The sequence below is a fragment of the Spinactinospora alkalitolerans genome (genome assembly GCF_013408795.1).
GTDB lineage: Bacteria > Actinomycetota > Actinomycetes > Streptosporangiales > Streptosporangiaceae > Spinactinospora > Spinactinospora alkalitolerans.
This window is the reverse complement of sequence record NZ_JACCCC010000001.1, coordinates 2632369-2650586: the sequence shown is the minus strand read 5'-3', so window position 1 is coordinate 2650586 and position 18218 is coordinate 2632369. Positions and strand designations below refer to the sequence as shown.

At 71.8% G+C, this 18218-nt stretch carries 14 protein-coding genes; 5 read left to right on the top strand and 9 right to left on the bottom strand.

From position 1 onward, the window contains the following. Nucleotides 1–787 precede the first annotated feature (787 nt). From HDA32_RS11680 to HDA32_RS11660, 5 genes are all read right to left on the bottom strand, one after another. Complete coding sequence (locus HDA32_RS11680) at nucleotides 788–1207, bottom strand: CBS domain-containing protein (RefSeq protein WP_179643219.1); 420 nt, start codon at nucleotides 1205–1207, stop codon at nucleotides 788–790. A 106-nt stretch (nucleotides 1208–1313) separates the two neighbouring features. Continuing rightward, nucleotides 1314–1802 (bottom strand): YflT domain-containing protein, encoded by a 489-nt coding sequence (locus tag HDA32_RS11675; RefSeq protein ID WP_218882413.1) that lies wholly within the window; start codon nucleotides 1800–1802, stop codon nucleotides 1314–1316. Between the two features lie 216 nt (nucleotides 1803–2018). After that, a complete protein-coding gene (locus HDA32_RS11670; protein WP_179643218.1) occupies nucleotides 2019–2273 on the bottom strand; it encodes a hypothetical protein in 255 nt (84 codons plus the stop codon). 360 nt (nucleotides 2274–2633) lie between these two features. Then, nucleotides 2634–2879, bottom strand: a complete 246-nt coding sequence (locus tag HDA32_RS11665; RefSeq protein WP_246334308.1) for a hypothetical protein — start codon at nucleotides 2877–2879, stop codon at nucleotides 2634–2636. Nucleotides 2880–3160: 281 nt separating this feature from the next. Beyond that, nucleotides 3161–4690 (bottom strand): OFA family MFS transporter, encoded by a 1530-nt coding sequence (locus tag HDA32_RS11660; RefSeq protein ID WP_179643216.1) that lies wholly within the window; start codon nucleotides 4688–4690, stop codon nucleotides 3161–3163. A 707-nt stretch (nucleotides 4691–5397) separates the two neighbouring features. Between HDA32_RS11660 and HDA32_RS11655 the strand changes: the two genes are divergently transcribed. Next, complete coding sequence (locus HDA32_RS11655; protein WP_179643215.1) at nucleotides 5398–6363, top strand: TIGR03557 family F420-dependent LLM class oxidoreductase; 966 nt, start codon at nucleotides 5398–5400, stop codon at nucleotides 6361–6363. Nucleotides 6364–6514: 151 nt separating this feature from the next. Here HDA32_RS11655 and HDA32_RS11650 read toward each other — a convergent pair whose 3' ends face one another. The 4 genes from HDA32_RS11650 to sucC all read right to left on the bottom strand — a co-directional run bounded on the left by HDA32_RS11650 (nucleotide 6515) and on the right by sucC (nucleotide 11353). After that, nucleotides 6515–7552 (bottom strand): permease, encoded by a 1038-nt coding sequence (locus HDA32_RS11650; RefSeq protein WP_179643214.1) that lies wholly within the window; start codon nucleotides 7550–7552, stop codon nucleotides 6515–6517. Between the two features lie 162 nt (nucleotides 7553–7714). After that, nucleotides 7715–9262, bottom strand: a complete 1548-nt coding sequence (locus tag HDA32_RS11645; protein ID WP_179643213.1) for an aldehyde dehydrogenase family protein — start codon at nucleotides 9260–9262, stop codon at nucleotides 7715–7717. A 21-nt stretch (nucleotides 9263–9283) separates the two neighbouring features. Beyond that, a complete protein-coding gene (gene sucD / locus HDA32_RS11640; protein ID WP_179643212.1) occupies nucleotides 9284–10162 on the bottom strand; it encodes a succinate--CoA ligase subunit alpha in 879 nt (292 codons plus the stop codon). Nucleotides 10163–10177: 15 nt separating this feature from the next. Next, nucleotides 10178–11353: an ADP-forming succinate--CoA ligase subunit beta gene (gene sucC, locus HDA32_RS11635; protein WP_179643211.1), complete on the bottom strand. Its 1176-nt coding sequence runs from the start codon at nucleotides 11351–11353 to the stop codon at nucleotides 10178–10180. 141 nt (nucleotides 11354–11494) lie between these two features. On the opposite strand from sucC, the gene HDA32_RS11630 reads away from it, so the two are divergent. From HDA32_RS11630 to HDA32_RS11615, 4 genes are all read left to right on the top strand, one after another. Next, on the top strand, nucleotides 11495–12886 hold the full coding sequence (locus HDA32_RS11630) for an MFS transporter (RefSeq protein WP_179643210.1): 1392 nt from the start codon (nucleotides 11495–11497) through the stop codon (nucleotides 12884–12886). A gap of 149 nt (nucleotides 12887–13035) precedes the next feature. Then, complete coding sequence (locus HDA32_RS11625; RefSeq protein WP_179643209.1) at nucleotides 13036–14724, top strand: thiamine pyrophosphate-binding protein; 1689 nt, start codon at nucleotides 13036–13038, stop codon at nucleotides 14722–14724. A 45-nt stretch (nucleotides 14725–14769) separates the two neighbouring features. Further along, on the top strand, nucleotides 14770–15999 hold the full coding sequence (frc, locus tag HDA32_RS11620) for a formyl-CoA transferase (RefSeq protein WP_179643208.1): 1230 nt from the start codon (nucleotides 14770–14772) through the stop codon (nucleotides 15997–15999). Beyond that, entirely contained in the window at nucleotides 15999–18155 is a 2157-nt protein-coding gene (locus tag HDA32_RS11615) for an acetate--CoA ligase family protein (protein ID WP_179643207.1), read from the top strand. Before frc ends, HDA32_RS11615 begins: the two co-directional genes overlap by 1 nt. Nucleotides 18156–18218 lie beyond the last annotated feature (63 nt).

Here is an 18218-nt window from a genome sequence, read left to right as displayed (position 1 = left end):
CTGCGGCGTCGAAAACCCTTATGAGCAGGCTCTCAAACAGGCGTTCGAACACGCAGAGTGACGAAAATCGGCTCGGAGGAGAAGTTCGGGATCCGAGGCGCCGGCCGCCCCGATGCTCGGCCGCGATCGCCCGGCGCGCGGGCGATCGCGGTCGCACCGCGCCCCACTGTGGGGCGCATGAGGGATTTGTTTCGTTTTGCTCTGGCCTCTCCTGATCCGGGCGTGGAGCTGACCGCGAGTGATCCCCGCATCGCGGTGTGCGGTGCGCGGATCGGCGGAGATCGCCCGCACGCGAAGACGCGGGGGCGTGGAGCTCGGGCCGAGCGAGGTCCTCAGAAGTCGCGTCGGGCCGTCGGTGACCCGGCGGCCGGGACCTGCTGCGCGGCCTTGCGGTCGCCGGGTGGCCGGGTGGCCGGAAACCGTGGGTGGGAAAGCGGCAACGAGGTCGGCGGCGGATTCGGACAGGCGCACGAACGCCGACGCTTCTTGATCTTGTGGGGGCTGAAACCGCTTGAACAGGCCCGATCTTGAACAGGCCCGATAAGGTTGAGATCGGCGAAGCAGAAGAAATGGGACGGTCGCTGCGACCGTCCCATTGACTCAGCGGCGGCCCGCGTTTACCCTCGCTGCGTCGACAGCGTGGGAGCGGCGGCAGCCCCCCAATACGGCTCGCAACCGATGCCGCCGCTCCCCGGCCCCGGGCCTCTGCATCCACCGGGGGAATGACTGTAACCCCGGGAGTCCCCGGGAGGAAGCCCCTGGACGGAAAAAGCGCTGCTCATCACGTTCAGGCGTTCGGCGGCGCCTCGCTGATGTCGCTCAGCGCCGAGTCCGGCTCGCGCTCGGCCGCCAGGTCTCCGATGGAGACCACGCCCACCAGGCGGCCGTCCTCGCTGACCGGCAGGCGTCGTACGGCGTGCTCGCGCATGAGCCGGATGGCGTCGTCGACGCGGGCGTCCGGCCCGATCGCGGCGACGCTGGTGCTGCAGATCCGCTCCACCGGCGTGGCCGCCGGGTCCTCGCCCGAGGCCACGGTGCGGACGACGATGTCCCGGTCGGTCACGATCCCGACGAGCCGCTCATCCCGGGCGACCAGCACGTCACCGGTGTTGTACTCGCGCATCATGCGGGCGGCGTCGGCCACCGTGCCCTGCGGCTCCAGCGTGGCGAGTCCGACGTGCATGACGTCGCTGACGTGAGTTGCCATCTTCCCTCCTCCGACGGGCGGATTCGCGCGTCACGCCGCCCTCTACCGGCCGTCGCGACCGGCAAACCCGCGCGGCGGCGGGCGCGCCTCCCTCGCGTCCGGCGGCTCAGCCCTGCTCCGGCCTGGCGGCGAGCAGCTCCCTCGCCCGTCCGGCGTGCTCGGCGGCCACGATCACGTCGTAGTGGTCGGCCTGCAGCCCGGAGTAGGAGGCGAAGTCCCGCCTGCCGCCCTGCATGGCGTGGCTCACCAGGCCGAAGACGGCCCCGGCGATGACGCCCCACACCAGCGCGCCCAGGATCAGCACGAACCAGGAGGCCGCGCCCGGCGGGGTGAACAGGGCGATGAAGAGCCCGATGAGCAGGCCGAACCACGCGCCCGCCGCAGCGCCGTTGCCCGCGGCCCGCAGGTAGGTCATGCGGCCGGTGATCTGCTCCACCCAGCGCACTCCGATTCCCACGATGGCGGTGTGCTCGACCGGGAAATGCTGGTCGGAGAGGTAGTCCACCGCAGCCTGGGCCTGGACGTAGTCCCCGAAACTGCCGATCGTCTCCTTGGCCGCGAACGGGTCCGCGCCCTGCGGCACTGGCGTCGCCACTGATCTGCCTCCTTCGGCCGCCCCCGCGCACCGGGGACCTCGGCGTTCATTGGTCGCAGTGCGGCCTCTAACCTCTGCGGCGCCGGATATTCACGGAGCGGCGCACCGCCCCGGTTCGGCCGGGGCCGCAGAACGGCGCCGGCCGGCCCGCGATGTCGCGGACCGGCCGGGTATCAGCCGTGGGTGCACCGAAGGAGCGGGCATGGTGCCGGGTCGCTAGTCGGACCCGCTGCTGACGCTGTAGGAGAACGCGCCGTGCGAACCGGCCTTGCTGAACGACTTCTTGAAGAAGACATCGCCGTCGTCGTCGGCGTATGACTTCACGTGGTAGGAGAACGCGCCGTGCGAACCGGCCTTGCTGTACTCGGCCTCGTAGTAGGTGTCGGCCATGGCGACGGCCGGAGCCCCCAGGACCAGGGCCGGGATGACGATGCCCGCGAACACGATTCGGCGTGCGGTCGTGGCGATCATGGAACTTCCCTCCAGGAAGGACGGTCCGGCGATCTGCCGGACCGACGGTCCCGCTGCGCCCCGTTCATGACCGCTACCGTCCACCCGGTGGGAACGGGACGTGAGGACCACAACCCATGCTGGTCGAACTTCTCCCACCGAAAAACCGGAAACAGGTATCCCGTTTCCCAAAGCCCCCGCAGAGGGGTCAAGTCGGAATTGACCTCCGGTGTCCTTTTCCGCGGCAAAGGGCCCCGCCCGTGGCACGGGCGGGGCCCTCCTGATCGCCGCGGCCTGAACATCTCGGTGCGGCGTCATGGTCCGGGGGCGGCGAAGGTCGCATGGAACGCGCCGCACCCCGCCGGACCGCTAGCCGGACCGCTAGTCGGCCTCACTCTCGACGCTGGAGGAGAAGGCCCCGTGCGGACCGGCCTTGGTCTTGGTCTCCTCGTACGACGCGTCGCCGTCGCCGTCGGCGGACGACTCCACGCTGTGCGACCACGCACCGTTGGGGCCCGCGGCGCTCTGCTCGGCCTCGTAGTCGGTGTCGGCCATGGCGACGGCCGGAGCCGCCAGCACCAGGGCCGGTGCCGCGATGCCCGCGACCAGGATCCGGCGTACGGTCATGGCATCCATGAAATTTCCCCTCCCGAGAAGGCGGTCCGGCGCTCTGCCGGGCCGGCGGCCCCATCGGCGCCTCCCGCCCCTTCCGCCGCCGTCCACGGCGGTGGAGAGCGGACCGCTGAAGCCACCACCCATGCTGGTCGAGAGCACTTCTCCAGAGAACAGAGGGAAGGTATTCAATTACCAAAAGTCACCGCAGACGCGTCAAGTCGGATTTGACCTGCGACGAGGGATTTGTGCGCCCGCAGCGGATTCCCGCGGAACCGGGCGGACCGGCCCCGGCGTCACCCCGTGAACAACTGGGCCGCGGTGAGCAGCACCCGGAAGACCCCGTAGCCGAGCAGGACGCTCACGAGCGTCCAGGCGAGCACCAGCCGGGGCCTGCGCCCCTCGGCGGCGGCGGCGGTGGCGGACGCGGTCCGGTCGGCGGTCGGCGCCGCGCCGGAGACCCCGGGCTCGTGGAACCGCTCGGCGACCGGGCGCACGAGCGCGTTGGCGACGAAGCCGACGACGAGCAGCCCCACCATGGTGAACAGCGGCGCCTGGTAGGCACCCTGGGTCAGCGTGCCGGGCTCACCCTCGGCGTCGAGGAAGGCGTTGACGATGAGAGGGCCGGCGACGCCTGCGGCCGACCAGGCGGTGAGCAGCCGGCCGTGGATGGCGCCCACCTCGTAGGTGCCGAACAGGTCGCGCAGGTAGGCCGGGACCGTCGCGAACCCGCCGCCGTAGAAGGACAGGATCAGGCAGGCCAGGACCACGAACAGCCATGTGGCGCTGGAACCGACGGTGGCCAGCAGCGTGTACAGCACCGCCCCGACGCCCAGGTAGATCATGTAGACGGGCTTGCGGCCGATGAAGTCGGAGGTCGAGGACCATCCGAACCGGCCGGCCATGTTGAACAGCGACAGCAGTCCGACGAAGCCGCCGGCCGCCGCGACGGAGACCGTGGTCGAGCCGCCGTCGCGGAAGAAGTCCTGGATCATCGGGCTCGCCTGCTCCAGGATGCCGATGCCCGCCGTGACGTTGGTGAACAGCACGACCCACAGCAGCCAGAACTGCGGCGTGCGCACGGCGTTGCGCGCCGAGACGCCGGCCGTGGTGATCATCGGCGCCGAGCGCTGCGCCGCCGGGTCGAAGCCGGCGGGCCGCCATCCCTCGGCCGGCACCCGGATCAGCAGCACGCCGACCATCATCAGGGCCAGGTAGCCCAGTCCGAGCGTCACGAACAGCCCCACGAGGGCGCCGCCGGAGGCGACCGAGCCGCCCACGGCGGGGTCGTAGCCCGGGTCGTAGAACACCATGAGCTGGTTGGAGACCGGGGAGGCGACCAGCGCCCCGCCGCCGAAGCCCATGATGGCCAGGCCCGTGGCCAGGCCCGGGCGGTCGGGGAACCACTTGATCAGGGTGGAGACCGGAGAGATGTAGCCGATGCCCAGCCCGATGCCGCCGAGGACGCCGTAGCCGAGGTAGACCAGCCAGAGCTGCCCGGCCGCGATGCCGAGCGCTCCCACCAGGAAGCCGCCGCTCCAGCAGGCCGCCGAGACCAGCATGGCCTTGCGCGGGCCGTTGCGCTCCACCCAGGTGCCGCCGACCGCCGCGGACAGGCCGAGCATGACGATCGCGAGGCTGAAGACGACGCCGATCGCGGTCTGGCCGGTGCCGAAGTGCGCGACGAGCGAGTTCTTGTACACGCTCGTGGCGTACACCTGCCCGATGGAGAGGTGGACGGCGAGCGCGGCGGGCGGTATGAGCCAGCGGTTGTAGCCCGCCGACGCTATCGAGTTTTCCCGATCCAGGGTGCTGAGTACCGACATCCGTTCACTGTCGCCGTGCCCACCGGAGGCGGTCAATGCCCCGATATCGGGGGCTTTTCCCACTCGGCACTCGCGCCGCACCCCTGTCCGGCGCACCAAACGCAGGCGCGGGCGGCACCAGGATGCGTATCGACGCTGAAACGGCATACAGAATCCATAAAAAGGAAGGCGGCGGCACTGCGGGGACGCTACGTTCCAATATGATCACTGACAGCTCATCCCGGTGGCGCGCCGGGAGCCTTCGCCGTCCCTCGGGAGTTCGCGGCCCTGCCCGGCCGGTCCTCGACGAGCTCGGCGAGGAGATGACCAGCGGGATCCGGGCGCGGGTCGCCGAGTACGCGCGGCCCCCGAGGCCGTCGACGGCCTCGGGGGCCGACGCGCTGGCGCCTTCCCGGGACCGTCGCCGTGGTCGTGCTGCACGAGAGCGAACCCGACGCCTGCGGGCCGCCGCCCGGTGCCGCTCGGCGGCGCCCGGACCGATCCCGTCCCGGCCATCGGTTGACATGTCCACGGCCCCAAGGCGGCTAAGGCGGCTTTGCCGGTAAAGCAGAACGGCTTCAGCCGTTGTCAAGCCGCCACCTGCGTCTTCGCGTCGCGGCCCGCGGCGGTGCATTGATCGCCGGACCGTGGGCAGACGCCCCTACCGGCATCGCGCGACGGAGGCGCACGCGGGCGGCGGCCCGGGCCGCCGCTGGAGGAGGGACACCGTGAAGATCGGTTACAAGCTGTTCGCCGAGGGGTACTCGCCGCAGGAGATGGTGCGCCAGACCGTGCGCGCCGAGCAGGCCGGATTCGACTTCGTCGAGATCAGCGACCACTTCCACCCGTGGCTGTACAGCCACGGGCACTCGGGCTTCGTCTGGTCGATCCTCGCCGCCGCGGCGGCCCGCACCGAGCGCATCGAGCTGGCCACCGGCGTCACCTGCCCCTTCATCCGCTACCACCCGGCCGTGGTCGCCCAGGCCGCCGCGACGACCGCGCTGCTCGCCGAGGACCGCTTCACCCTCGGGGTCGGCGCCGGCGAGCGGCTCAACGAGCACGTCGTCGGGCGCGGCTGGCCCGCTGTCGGCGTGCGCCACGAGATGCTGCGCGAGTCCCTGGAGATCATCAGGCTGCTCTGGTCCGGCGGATACCACTCCTATGCGGGCCGGCACCTCGCGCTGGAGGACGCGCGCGTGTTCGACCTGCCCGAACGGCCGCCCCGGATCGCGGTGGCGGCCAGCGGCGCGGCGTCGGCCCGGTTGGCCGCCGAACTCGGCGACGGCCTCTTCGCCACCGAGCCCAAGCCCGAGCTGACCGATGTCTACGCCGAGGCCGGCGGTTCGGGACCCAGGTACGCCGAGGTACCGCTGTCCTGGGCGCCGGACGAGGAGGCGGCGGTCGCCTCGGCGCACGAGAGGTTCCGGTTCGGCGTCACCGGCTGGAAGGTGCAGTCGGAGCTGCCCAACCCGGTCAACTTCGAGGCCGCGACGGCGTCGGTGCGCCACGACGACATGCGCGAGGCGTTCGGCTGCGGTCCCGACCCCGAGCGCCATCTCGCCGTCGTCCGGCAGTTCGCCGACGCCGGCTTCGACCACCTCGCGCTCCTCAACGCCGGGCCCGACCCCGACGGGTTCTTCGACTTCTTCGGCCGCGAACTCGCCACGCCCGTCCGGGCCCTCGCCCCGGCCTGAGCCTGCCCGCTTCTTACGGACACCTTGTGCGCCCGCTCGCACCCCCGGCGCCGTCGCTGCCGCTTTCCCTCACGACCGCCCGCCGCCCGGCAGCGGACAAGGCCGCGCAGCAGGCTCGAGCCGGCCGGTCGCCAACGGCCCGAGCGCGGTGCTACCACCCCGGGAGCGTCAGCGCCGCTCCGGTCGCCGCGCCGATGGCGACGACGGCTGCGGCCAGGGCGACGAGGCCGCGCGGCGGGACGACGGCGCGCAGCATCAGCAGGGCGGGCAGGCTCAGGACGGGGAGGGTGACCAGGAAGGCTCCCGCCACTCCCGGCACCGCGCCGGCGCGGTGCAGCGCCGCCGCGACGGGGATCTCGGCGGCCAGGGGGACGATGAGCAGCGCGCCGCCGACGGCGGCGAGGACCAGCATCGGCGCCGCCGCTGTGTCCCAGTCCAGCGCGGCGAGCCAGGTCTGGGCGATGCCGGCGGCCAGGACCACGATCAGGTAGTCGGGCAGCAGGGTGCGCGCGAGCCGGGCCAGGCTGCGGCCGAACCGGCGGAGTGCGAGCAGGTCGTCGAACTCCGGTCCGCGCAGCGGCTCGGGCGGGCCGTCCTGGGCGCGCGGCGCACCGCCGAAATGGTAGGCGACGAAGAGCACGAGGGCCGCGCCGGCGGCGACGCGCGCCGCCGTCCACTCCCACGGCAGCACCGACAGGCACAGGACGAGGACGGCCGGGTTGAGCATGGGCCCGGCCACCCAGAACGCGACCGTTCCCGCGACCGGTGCGCCGCGGCGGCCCAGCGCGACGGCCACCGCCGCGGCGCCGCCGGAGCACAGCATGCTCAGCCCGCCCAGCAGCGCCCCGGCCGCAGCCGAACGCAGAGGACGGCCGCCGTGGCCGAGGAGCCGCAGCAGCCGCCCTCTGGGCACCAGCGCGTCGACGGCCGCCGCCACGACCAGTCCGGCCAGCACCGTCTTCCACGCGCCGAGCAGGTGGGCGGCTGCGTGGCCGATCCCCGACACCAGGTCCGGCGCGCCCCCGCCCGTGAGGCCGGCGTCGAAGGCCGTGCGCTCGGCCACGCCAGCGGGTGACCAGTAGGACCAGGTGAGGAGCGCGCAGCCGAGCAGGACGGCGAGCAGCGGCGCCCGCCCGGCGAGGCGGGATCGCCGCGCACCGGGGACCGCCGAAGGGGACCGCGTGACCATGGGGATCGCTTTCTCGTCGGTCGGGGGCGGCTGAACTCCGGAGAGGTTCAGAGGCCGAGGTCGTGGGCGAGGATGCGCGGCAGGGCAACGGACAGGTGCGTGCCGCCGGCGCTACGCGCACTGCGACAGCCGGCCCCTCTCCACCCGCGCCCTTAAAGCTCTCTAGGCGTGGGACTCGGGTCGCAGGGTGTAGTCGGGGAAGTTGCCGGGCAGGCGTTCATCGGCGGGGCCGTCGGTGACGGCGTGCACGAGGAGGTGGCCGCCGACGAAGGCGCCGCGCCAGGAGTCGCCCCAGCCGCCGAAGAGCTCGGCGCGGTCGCCGCGGGAGCGGGGCTTGTTGACGCCGACCTTGAAGGCGCGCACGCTGCCGGCGATGCGGGCGGCGGTGGCCTCGTCGTCGCAGGAGACGCTGCCGACCAGCGCCCCGTTGCTGGCGTTCATGGCGGCGAGCAGTTCGGCCTCGGTGTCGACCAGGACGATGGAGTCGACCGGGCCGAACGGTTCGGCGTGGAACAGCGGCGAGGGCCTCGGCGGCTCCAGCAGCGCCACCGGGGCCATGTAGGCGTCGGTGTTCTGCCCGGCCACGAAGCGGCCGCCGTCCAGGTCGCCGCTGTACAGCGGCACGGCTCCCTTGGCGATCGCGTCGCTGACCTGCTCGCCGAGGTCCTTGGCCTTGGCCGCGTTGATCAGCGGTCCGAAGTCCAGCTCCGGCAGCTCCTCCCCCTGTTCGGAGACGGCGAGCGGGTTGCCGAACCTGACGGCGGCGACCGCGGGCAGGTAGGCGGAGAGGAACCGGTCGAACAGCGAGCGCTGCACGACGAAGCGCGGGTAGGCGGTGCAGCGCTGCTTGGCGTAGTCGAAGGTCTTGCGCACCTGGCCGGAGAAGGTCTCCCAGTCGCCGAACTCCCACACGCCCCAGCAGTTGAGCCCCTCCTGCTCCAGGATGTGCCGCTTGCCGAGGTCGGCCAGCGCGGTGGCGATCTGCCCGCCGGCGTCCCTGCCGCCCACGAACGACACGCAGCCGACCTCGGACGAGCGCACCAGCGCCGGCGACAGCTCCCGGCCGCTGCCGCTGATCAGCGTGAACGGCAGCCCCTCTCGGGCGGCCAGCGCGGTGGCCAGCGTCAGGCAGGCCAGGCCGCCGTCGGTGGGGGTCTTGGCGATCGCCGCGTTGCCCGCGAGCACCTGCACGCACATCGCGTGCGCCAGGACGCTCATCGGGTAGTTCCAGCTCGCGATGTTGCTGACCGGGCCGTCCAGCGGGGAGCGCCCCTCCAGCATCGGGCCGATCTCCTCCAGGTACCACTCCACCCCGGAGATCGCGCGGTCGACGTCCTGGCACGCCAGCCGCCACGGCTTGCCGATCTCCCACACCAGCAGCAGGGCGAGCAGGTCGCGGTGCTCGGCCCAGGCGTCCAGCGCCGCCCGCACCCTGGCCCGCCGTTCGGCCTCGGGCACCCGTCGCCATTCGCGGTGCCGGTCGGCCGCGGTGCGCACCGCCGCCTCGGCGGCGTCGGCCGTCAGCATGGGCGGTCCGGCGATCTCGCCGCCGTCAACGGGTGAGAAGGCCGGCCGGGGCTCGCCGTCGTCCCGCCAGCGCCCGCCCCAGAAGTTGTGCACGCGGTCCGCGCCGAACGCCTCCGGCGCCGCCGCTCGGCAGTGGCCGTACACGGTGTTCCACTCGGTCCCGGATTTCAGCATGAACGTCATGGGATCTCCCGCCAGAAGGGGTCAGTAGAGTGCGCGGACCAGCCGCGCGGTTTCGCTGGGGGTTTTGCCGACCTTGACGCCGGCGGCCTCCAGGGCCTGCTTCTTGGCCGCGGCGGTGCCCGAGGAGCCCGAGACGATGGCGCCGGCATGGCCCATGGTCTTGCCCTCGGGCGCGGTGAACCCGGCCACATAGCCCACCACCGGCTTGGACACGTTGGCCTTGACGAACTCCGCGGCCCGCTCCTCGGCGTCGCCGCCGATCTCGCCGATCATCACGATGGCGTCGGTGTCGGGATCGGCCTCGAAGGCGGCCAGCGCGTCGATGTGGGTGGTGCCGATGATCGGGTCGCCGCCGATGCCCACACAGGTGGAGAAGCCGATGTCGCGCAGCTCATACATCATCTGGTAGGTCAGCGTGCCGCTCTTGGACACCAGCCCGATCCGGCCCGGCTTGGTGATGTCGGCCGGGATGATCCCGGCGTTGGCGGCCCCCGGCGTGATCAGCCCCGGGCAGTTGGGCCCCACGATCCGCGTCGCATGGCCGGCGGCGCCCGCATGGGACCAGAACGCCGCGGTGTCGTGCACCGGAATGCCCTCGGTGATCACCACCGCCAGCCCGATCCGGGCGTCGATCGCCTCGATCACCGCATCGCGGGCGAACCGCGGCGGCACGAAGATCACCGTCACATCGGCGCCGGTGGCGGCCATGCCCTCGGCCACCGACCCGAACACCGGCACCGCCGCGCCGTCGAAGTCCACGCTCTGGCCGGCCTTGCGCGGGTTGACCCCGCCCACCACATTGGTGCCCGAGGCGAGCATCCGCCGCGTGTGCTTGCCGCCCTCAGAGCCCGTCATGCCCTGGACCAGCACCCTGCTGTCCTTGGTCAGAAAAATAGCCATGGTTTCTCTTCGTCCTTACTTCGCCGCGGCGAGTTCGGCGGCCTGGGCTGCGGCGCCGTCCATGGTGTCGACCCGGCGCACCGCCGGATGGGCCCGCTCCTCCAGGATCTGGCGCCCCAACTCGGCGTTGTTGCCGTCCAGACGCACCACCAGCGGCTTGGACACGTCGTCACCACGCTGCTCCAGCAGCTCCAGCGCCTGCACGATGCCGTTGGCCACCGCATCGCAGGCCGTGATCCCGCCGAAGACGTTGACGAACACGCTGCGAACCGCCGGATCACCCAGAATGATCTCCAACCCGTCGGCCATCACCTCCGCCGAGGCACCACCCCCGATGTCGAGGAAATTGGCCGGCTTGACCCCGCCGCGCGCCTCACCCGCATAGGCCACCACGTCCAGCGTCGACATCACCAGACCCGCACCATTGCCGATGATGCCGACCTCACCGTCGAGCTTGACGTAGTTCAACCCCTTCTCCTTCGCCCGCACCTCGAGAGGGTCGGCGTCGCCGTTGTCGTGGAACGGGGTCCGCTCGGGGTGCCGGAAGGCCGCGTTGTCGTCGAGGGTGACCTTGCCGTCCAGCGCGATGATGTGGCCGTCGGTGGTGCGCGCGAGCGGGTTGACCTCCACGAGGAGCGCGTCCTCTTCGCAGGCCACCTGCCACAGCCGCATCAGCACCGTGCTGATCCGCGGATGGGTGTCGGAGGGCAGTCCGGCCTGTTCGCAGATCCGCCAGGCGGTGTGCCGGTCGAGGCCCTGGGCGGGGTCGACGGGCGTGCGCACGACGGCGTCGGGCCGGGTCCTGGCGACCTCCTCGATGTCCATGCCGCCCTCGGCGGAGCAGATCGACAGGAAGGTGCGGTTGGCCCGGTCCAGCAGCAGGGAGAAGTAGTACTCCTCGGCGATGTCGCTGGCCTCTTCGACCAGGACCCGGTGCACCGTGTGGCCCTTGATGTCCATGCCGAGGATCTGCTCGGCCTTGGCTGCGGCGTCCTCGGGGCCCTCGGCCACCTTCACACCGCCGGCCTTGCCCCGCCCGCCGGTCTTGACCTGCGCCTTGACGACAACGCGCGGGCCGAGTCTGGTGGCGCTGAGCGCGGCCTGCTCCGGAGTGCCGGCCAACTGGCGCTGGGCCAGCGGCACGTCGTGCTCCCCGAAAAGCTGCTTGGCCTCGTGTTCGTAGAGATCCACCGAACCTCCTCGTGCGTCGCGGTTGCGGAGCTCCCATCAGTCATACGTCAGATCGTATGCAGTATGCAATGCCCTCTTTCCGGCTCTTCCCAATCGGACGATGCAGTCGCATACTGTATGCATCACTCCGGAGGGAGGATCATGAACAGCGTTCGTCCCGCATCCGAGGCCCCCGGCCACCTCGTCTTCCCCCACCCGCGGCTCAGCGGGGAGTTCCGCGACTGGCGCGGCCGGCGCTACCTGGTCGGCGCCTCCGCCAGGGAGCTGACCGGCAGGGACCGTTCGGCGGTGCTGGCCGGGACCGTGCCGGCCCTGCTCGCGGTCGGCGTGCTGCAGTACGGCTACGGCTCGGTGGTGCCGGTCCTGACAGCGGCCCACGGCCTGAGCACCGCCCAGGCGCTCACCCCGCTGCTGGTGTGGGCGCTGTTCCAGGGCGGTTCGGCCGTGCCGGTGGCGCACCTGCGCGAACGCGGCGCCCTGGCGCCGGGCCGCGCCGTCGTGCTGGGCGCGGCGCTGTGCGCGGTCGCGCTGGCGACGCTCGGACACGCCGACGGGCTCGGCGCGCTGCTGCTGGGCTACGGCGTCCTGGGCGGAGCGGGCGCGGGGCTGGTCTACCACTCCTGCGTCCACCTGGCCGCGGCGTGGTACCCCGAGCGGCCGACCGCCCGCACCGGGCTGGCCGGCGGCGCCTTCGCGCTCGGGGCCGCACCCGTGGTCGTCGCCGCGACGGTCGGGCTGCGCCCCGACGACCTCGCCGCGGCGTGCACGGTCGCCGCGATCGTGGTCGGCGGCGTCACCGCGCTGTGCGGCCGCCGGCTGCCCGAACCGCCGCGCCACTGGTGGCCGCCGCACCCCGATCCGCGCGCCTGGGCGCTGGACCGCAGGGTCAACCCCGCCCTGGCCGCCAATCCCGCCGCGGCGGGCGAGCACTCCCCCGCGCAGGCCTGGCGCAGCGGCGCGCTGCCGGCGATGAACGCCGTCCTGGCTCTGGCCGGCGCGGTCTCGCTGTTCAACATCGCCTGCCTGCCGGTCTTCCTGCACGCCTGGGGCGCCTCCCCCGCCGCGGTCGCCGCCGCGGTGGCGACCCTGGTGGCGACCAACGGCGCCGGTCGCGTGGCGGCCGACCGCGCCTCGGAGCGGCTGGGCCGCCGCCGCACGCTGGGAGCCGTGCTGGCCCTCAGCGGGATCGCGCAGTTCGGCCTGGCCGCGGGCGGGGCGAGCGGAGCGGTCCCGTTGCTGCTGTGCTGCGCCGCGCTGGCCGGCGTGGGCGGCGGCGCCTGCTACCCGTTGACCTCGGCGCTGGCCGTGGACTACTTCGGCGTCCGCGACGCCGGCCGCAACCAGGGCTTCGTCTACAGCGCCAAGGCGCTGGGCGGGCTGCTCGGCATCGGCGGCGCCGCCGTCCTGCTGGCGCTCGCGCCGACGAACGGCCACGTCGCGGCGTTCTGCGCGGCCGGACTCCTGGCGCTGGCCGCGGCCGCGCTGACCCTCCGGCTGCACCGCCCGATCAACATCCGCACGATTCCCGGCTAGTCCTATCTAGACACCGACCCCCGGCTCATGTAGCAATGGAAAACATACGGTATGCAGTATTCAATAACCTCGGACTCGCCCGGACCCCACGTCCCACAGCACGACGAGCGCCCCGCAACGGGGCACACGGTGAGGAGATGAGCACGCAGATGGCGGATCACAAGAGCGAGGCAACGACGATCTCCGGCGGCCACCTGGTGGCCAAGGCCCTCAAGGCCGAAGGGGTCGACGTGATCTTCACGCTGTGCGGCGGCCACATCATCGACATCTACGACGGCTGCGTCGACGAGGGCATCGACGTCATCGACGTGCGCCACGAGCAGGTGGCCGCGCACGCCGCCGACGGCTACGCCCGCGTCACCGGCAAACCCGGCTGCGCCGTCGTCACCGCGGGCCCGGGCACCACCGACGCCGTCACCGGCATCGCCAACGCCTACCGCGCCGAGAGCCCGATGCTGGTCATCGGCGGCCAGGGAGCGCTCAGCCAGCACAAGATGGGCTCGCTGCAGGACCTCCCGCACGTCGACATGATCAACCCCATCTCCAAGTTCGCGGCGACCGTCCCGCACACCGAGCGGGTGGCCGACATGGTCTCGATGGCGTTCCGCGAATCGCTCAACGGCGCCCCCGGCCCGTCCTTCCTGGAGATCCCGCGCGACGTCCTGGACGCCGACGTCCCGGTCGACAAGGCCCGCGTTCCCAGGCCCGGCGGATACCGGGCCTCCACCCGCCAGGGCGGCGACCCCGCGGCGATCGAGCGGCTGGCCGAGCTGCTGGTCCGCTCCGAGAAGCCCAGCATCCTGCTCGGCTCTCAGGTGTGGACCACCAGGGCCACCGAGTCGGCCACCGATCTGGTGCGCGCGCTCAACGTCCCCGCCTACATGAACGGCGCGGGGCGGGGCACGCTGCCGCCCGGCGACCCGCACCACTTCCAGCTCTCCCGGCGCTACGCCTTCACCAACTCCGACCTGATCATCATCGTCGGCACGCCCTTCGACTTCCGGATGGGCTACGGCAAGCGCCTCTCCCCCGACGCCACCGTGGTGCAGATCGACCTGTCCTACGCCACCGTCGGCAAGAACCGCGACGTCGACCTGGGGCTCGTGGGCGACGCCGACGTGATCCTGTCCTCGGTGCTGCAGGCCGCCTCCGGCTACGGCGACAACGGCGCCCAGGGCCGCAAGGCCTGGCTGGAGGAGCTGCGCGCCCAGGAGCGCCAGGCCGCGGACAAGCGGGCGGAGCTGCTGCACTCCGACGCCGCGCCCATCCACCCCTACCGCCTGGTCAACGAGATCAACGAGTTCCTCACCGAGGACTCCATCTACATCGGCGACGGCGGCGACATCGTCACCTTCTCCGGTCAGGTGGTGCAGCCCAAGTCGCCCGGCCACTGGCTGGACCCGGGCCCCCTGGGGACGCTGGGCGTGGGTGTGCCGTTCGTGATGGCGGCCAAGTACGCCCGGCCCGACAAGGAGATCGTGGCGCTGTTCGGCGACGGCGCGTTCAGCCTCACCGGCTGGGACTTCGAGACGCTGGTCCGCTTCAACCTGCCCTTCGTCGGCATCATCGGCAACAACTCCTCGATGAACCAGATCCGCTACGGCCAGATCGCCAAGTACGGCGAGGAGCGGGGCGACGTCGGCAACACCCTCGGCGACGTCCGCTACTCCGAGTTCGCCAAAATGCTGGGCGGCTACGGCGAGGAGGTCCACGATCCGGCCGACATCGGCCCGGCCCTGCGCCGCGCCCGGGAGTCCGGCAAGCCCTCGCTGATCAACGTCTGGATCGACCCCGAGGTCTACGCGCCCGGGACCCGCAACCAGACCATGTACAAGTGATCCGGCGCCGGCGGTGCGGAGACCGAGAAGACGAGGAGAAACGCCATGACGAAGGCGCTTGAGGGCGTGCGCGTCCTCGACATGACCCACGTGCAGTCCGGCCCCTCGGCGACGCAGATCCTGGCCTGGCTCGGCGCCGACGTGCTGAAGGTGGAGGCGCCCAGCGGCGACATCACCCGCCGGCAGCTGCGCGACCTGCCCGACGTGGACAGCCTTTACTTCACGATGCTCAACTCCAACAAGCGCAGCATCACGCTCAACACCAAGAGCGAGCAGGGCAAGGAGATCTTCCTGGAGCTGGTGCGCCGCTCCGACGTGCTGGTGGAGAACTTCGCCCCCGGCGCGCTGGACCGCATGGGCTTCACCTGGGAGGTGCTGCAGCAGGCCAACCCGCGGCTGGTCTACGCCTCGATCAAGGGCTTCGGCCCCGGCGCCTACGCCGACTTCAAGGCCTACGAGGTCATCGCCCAGGCGATGGGCGGCTCGATGAGCACGACCGGGTTCGAGGAGGGGCCGCCGCTGGCCACGGGCGCGCAGATCGGTGATTCGGGCACCGGAATGCATACAGTAGCCGGTATCCTCGCGGCGCTGCTCCAGCGCACCGGCACCGGCCGCGGCCAGCGGGTCGAGGTGGCCATGCAGGACTCCGTGCTCAACCTGTGCCGGGTCAAGCTGCGCGACCAGCAGCGCCTGACCCACGGCCCGCTCGCCGAGTACCCCAACGAGGACTTCGGCGACGAGGTGCCCCGCTCCGGCAACGCCTCCGGCGGCGGCCAGCCCGGCTGGGCGGTGCGCACCGCCCCCGGCGGGCCCAACGACTACGTCTACGTGATCATCCAGCCGCCGGGCTGGGCGCCGATCACGCAGCTCATCGGCCGCCCCGAGCTGGCCACCGACCCCGATTGGGCCACCCCCGAGGCCCGGCTGAACAAGCTCGACAAGGCGTTCGCGCTCATCGAGGAGTGGTCCATGCAGCTTCCCAAGTGGGATGTGCTGGCCGCACTCAACGAGCACAACATCCCGTGCGGCCCGATCCTGTCCACCCGGGAGATCATCGACGACCCGACGCTCAACGACAACGGCGTCGTGGTCACCGTGCCGCACCCCGAGCGCGGCTCCTACAAGACGGTCGGCCTGCCGATGCGGCTGTCGGACTCCCCCGCCGACATCGAGAGCTCGCCCCTGCTCGGCGAGCACAACGACGACGTCTACGGCCGCGAGCTCGGGATGAGCGCCGACGACCTCGCCACGCTCAAGACGAATGGAGTGATCTGATGGCCACGCAGCCCGCGACGACCGGGACCGGGCACGACAGCGCGGCCGTGCGCGCCGTGCTCGACCGCGCCAGACAGGAGGGCCGCACCTCCCTGACCGCCCCCGAGGGCAAGGCGGTCGCCGACGCCTACGGCATCCCCACGCCCAAGGAGGCGCTGGCGACCTCGGCCGACGAGGCGGTGTCGCTGGCCGTCGAGCTCGGCCTGCCCGTCGTCGCCAAGATCGTCTCGCCCGACATCCTGCACAAGACCGAGGCCGGCGGCGTCGAGGTCGGTCTGGAGTCCCCCCAGGAGGTCGCGGCGGCCTACCGGCGCATCGTCGCCAACGCCCGCGCCCACGACGCCGAGGCCCGCATCGACGGCGTGCAGATCCAGCAGCAGGTCGGCGCCGGGGAGGAGGTCATCATCGGCGCCACCACCGACGTCACCTTCGGCAAGATCGTGGTGTTCGGCCTCGGCGGCGTCCTGGTGGAGGTACTCAAGGACGTCACCTTCCGCCTGGCCCCGGTCTCGCACGAGGAGGCGCTGTCCCAGGTCGGCGACATCAAGGCCGCCGAGATCCTGCGCGGCGTGCGCGGCGGGCGGGGCGTGGACCGCGAGGCGCTGGCCGACGTCATCAGCCGGCTGTCGCAACTGGTGACCGACTTCCCCGAGATCGCCGAGGCCGACCTCAACCCGGTGTTCGCGAGCGCCTCCTCGGCCGTGGCGGCCGACCTGCGCTTCGTGCTGGACTTCGACCCGCCCGCACCCCCGAAGCGGTTCAGCAGGGAGGAGATCCTCCAGGCCACGAACCGGATCTTCAAGCCGGCCTCGATCGCGATCATCGGCGCCTCCAACGAAGAGGGCAAGATCGGCAACTCCGTCATCAAGAACGTCGTCAACGGCGGCTACTCGGGCGAGATCTACCCGATCAACCCCAAGGCCGACGAGGTGTACGGGCGCAAGTCCTACAAGAGCGTCGCCGACGTCCCCGGCGATGTCGACGTCGCGATCTTCGCCATCCCGGCGAAGTTCGTGGCCGGGGCGCTGGAGGAGGTCGGCGCCAAGGGCGCGGCCGGGGCGATCCTCATCCCGTCGGGCTTCGCCGAGACCGGCGAGCAGGAGCTGCAGGACGAGGTCCTGGCGGTGGCCCGCCGGCACGGCGTCCGACTGCTCGGCCCCAACATCTACGGCTACTACTACACGCCGGAGAAGCTGTCGGCGACCTTCTGCACGCCCTACGACGTGGCCGGGGGCACCGCGCTGACGTCGCAGTCGGGCGGCATCGGCATGGCCATCCTGGGCTACAGCCGCAGCACCCACACCGGCGTCTCGGCGATCGTGGGCGTGGGCAACAAGGCCGACATCGACGAGGACGACCTGCTCACCTTCTTCGGCCAGGACGACAACACCAACGCGATCGCCATGCACCTGGAGGACCTCAAGGACGGCCGCGCCTTCGTCGAGGCCGCGCGCGAGGTGGTGCCGAAGAAGCCGGTCGTGGTCCTCAAGGCCGGGCGGACCTCGGCCGGGGCGCGCGCCGCCGGCTCCCACACCGGGGCGCTGGCCGGCGACGACAAGGTCTACGACGACATCCTGCGCCAGGCCGGCGTGGTACGCGCTCCCGGGCTCAACGAGCTGCTGGAGTTCGGCCGGGCGCTGCCGGTGCTGCCCGCGCCCAAGGGTGAGAACGTCGTCATCATCACCGGTGCGGGCGGCTCGGGCGTGCTGCTGTCCGACGCCGTGGTGGACAACGGGATGAGCCTCTACGAGATCCCGCCGGACCTGGACTCGGCGTTCCGGGCGTTCATCCCGCCCTTCGGCGCGGCCGGCAACCCGGTCGACATCACCGGCGGCGAGCCGCCCTCCACCTACGAGAAGACGATCCGGCTCGGCCTGGAGGACGACCGGGTGCACGCGCTGATCCTGGGCTACTGGCACACGATCGTGACGCCGCCGATGGTCTTCGCCGAGGTCGTCTCGCGGGTGGTCGAGGAGGCCAGGGCCAAGGGCATCGACAAGCCCGTCGTGGCCTCGCTGTCCGGCGACACCGAGGTCGAGGCGGCCAGCGCCTACCTGTTCGACCGCGGCGTCGTCGCCTACCCCTACACCACCGAAAAACCGGTCCAGGTCCTCGGCGCGAAGTATCGCTGGGCGCGCGCCGCCGGGCTACTCTGATCCAACGCTTGATCAACAACGCATCCGATCATCCCCGGTGCCCCCAGCGCCGCCACGCAGAGG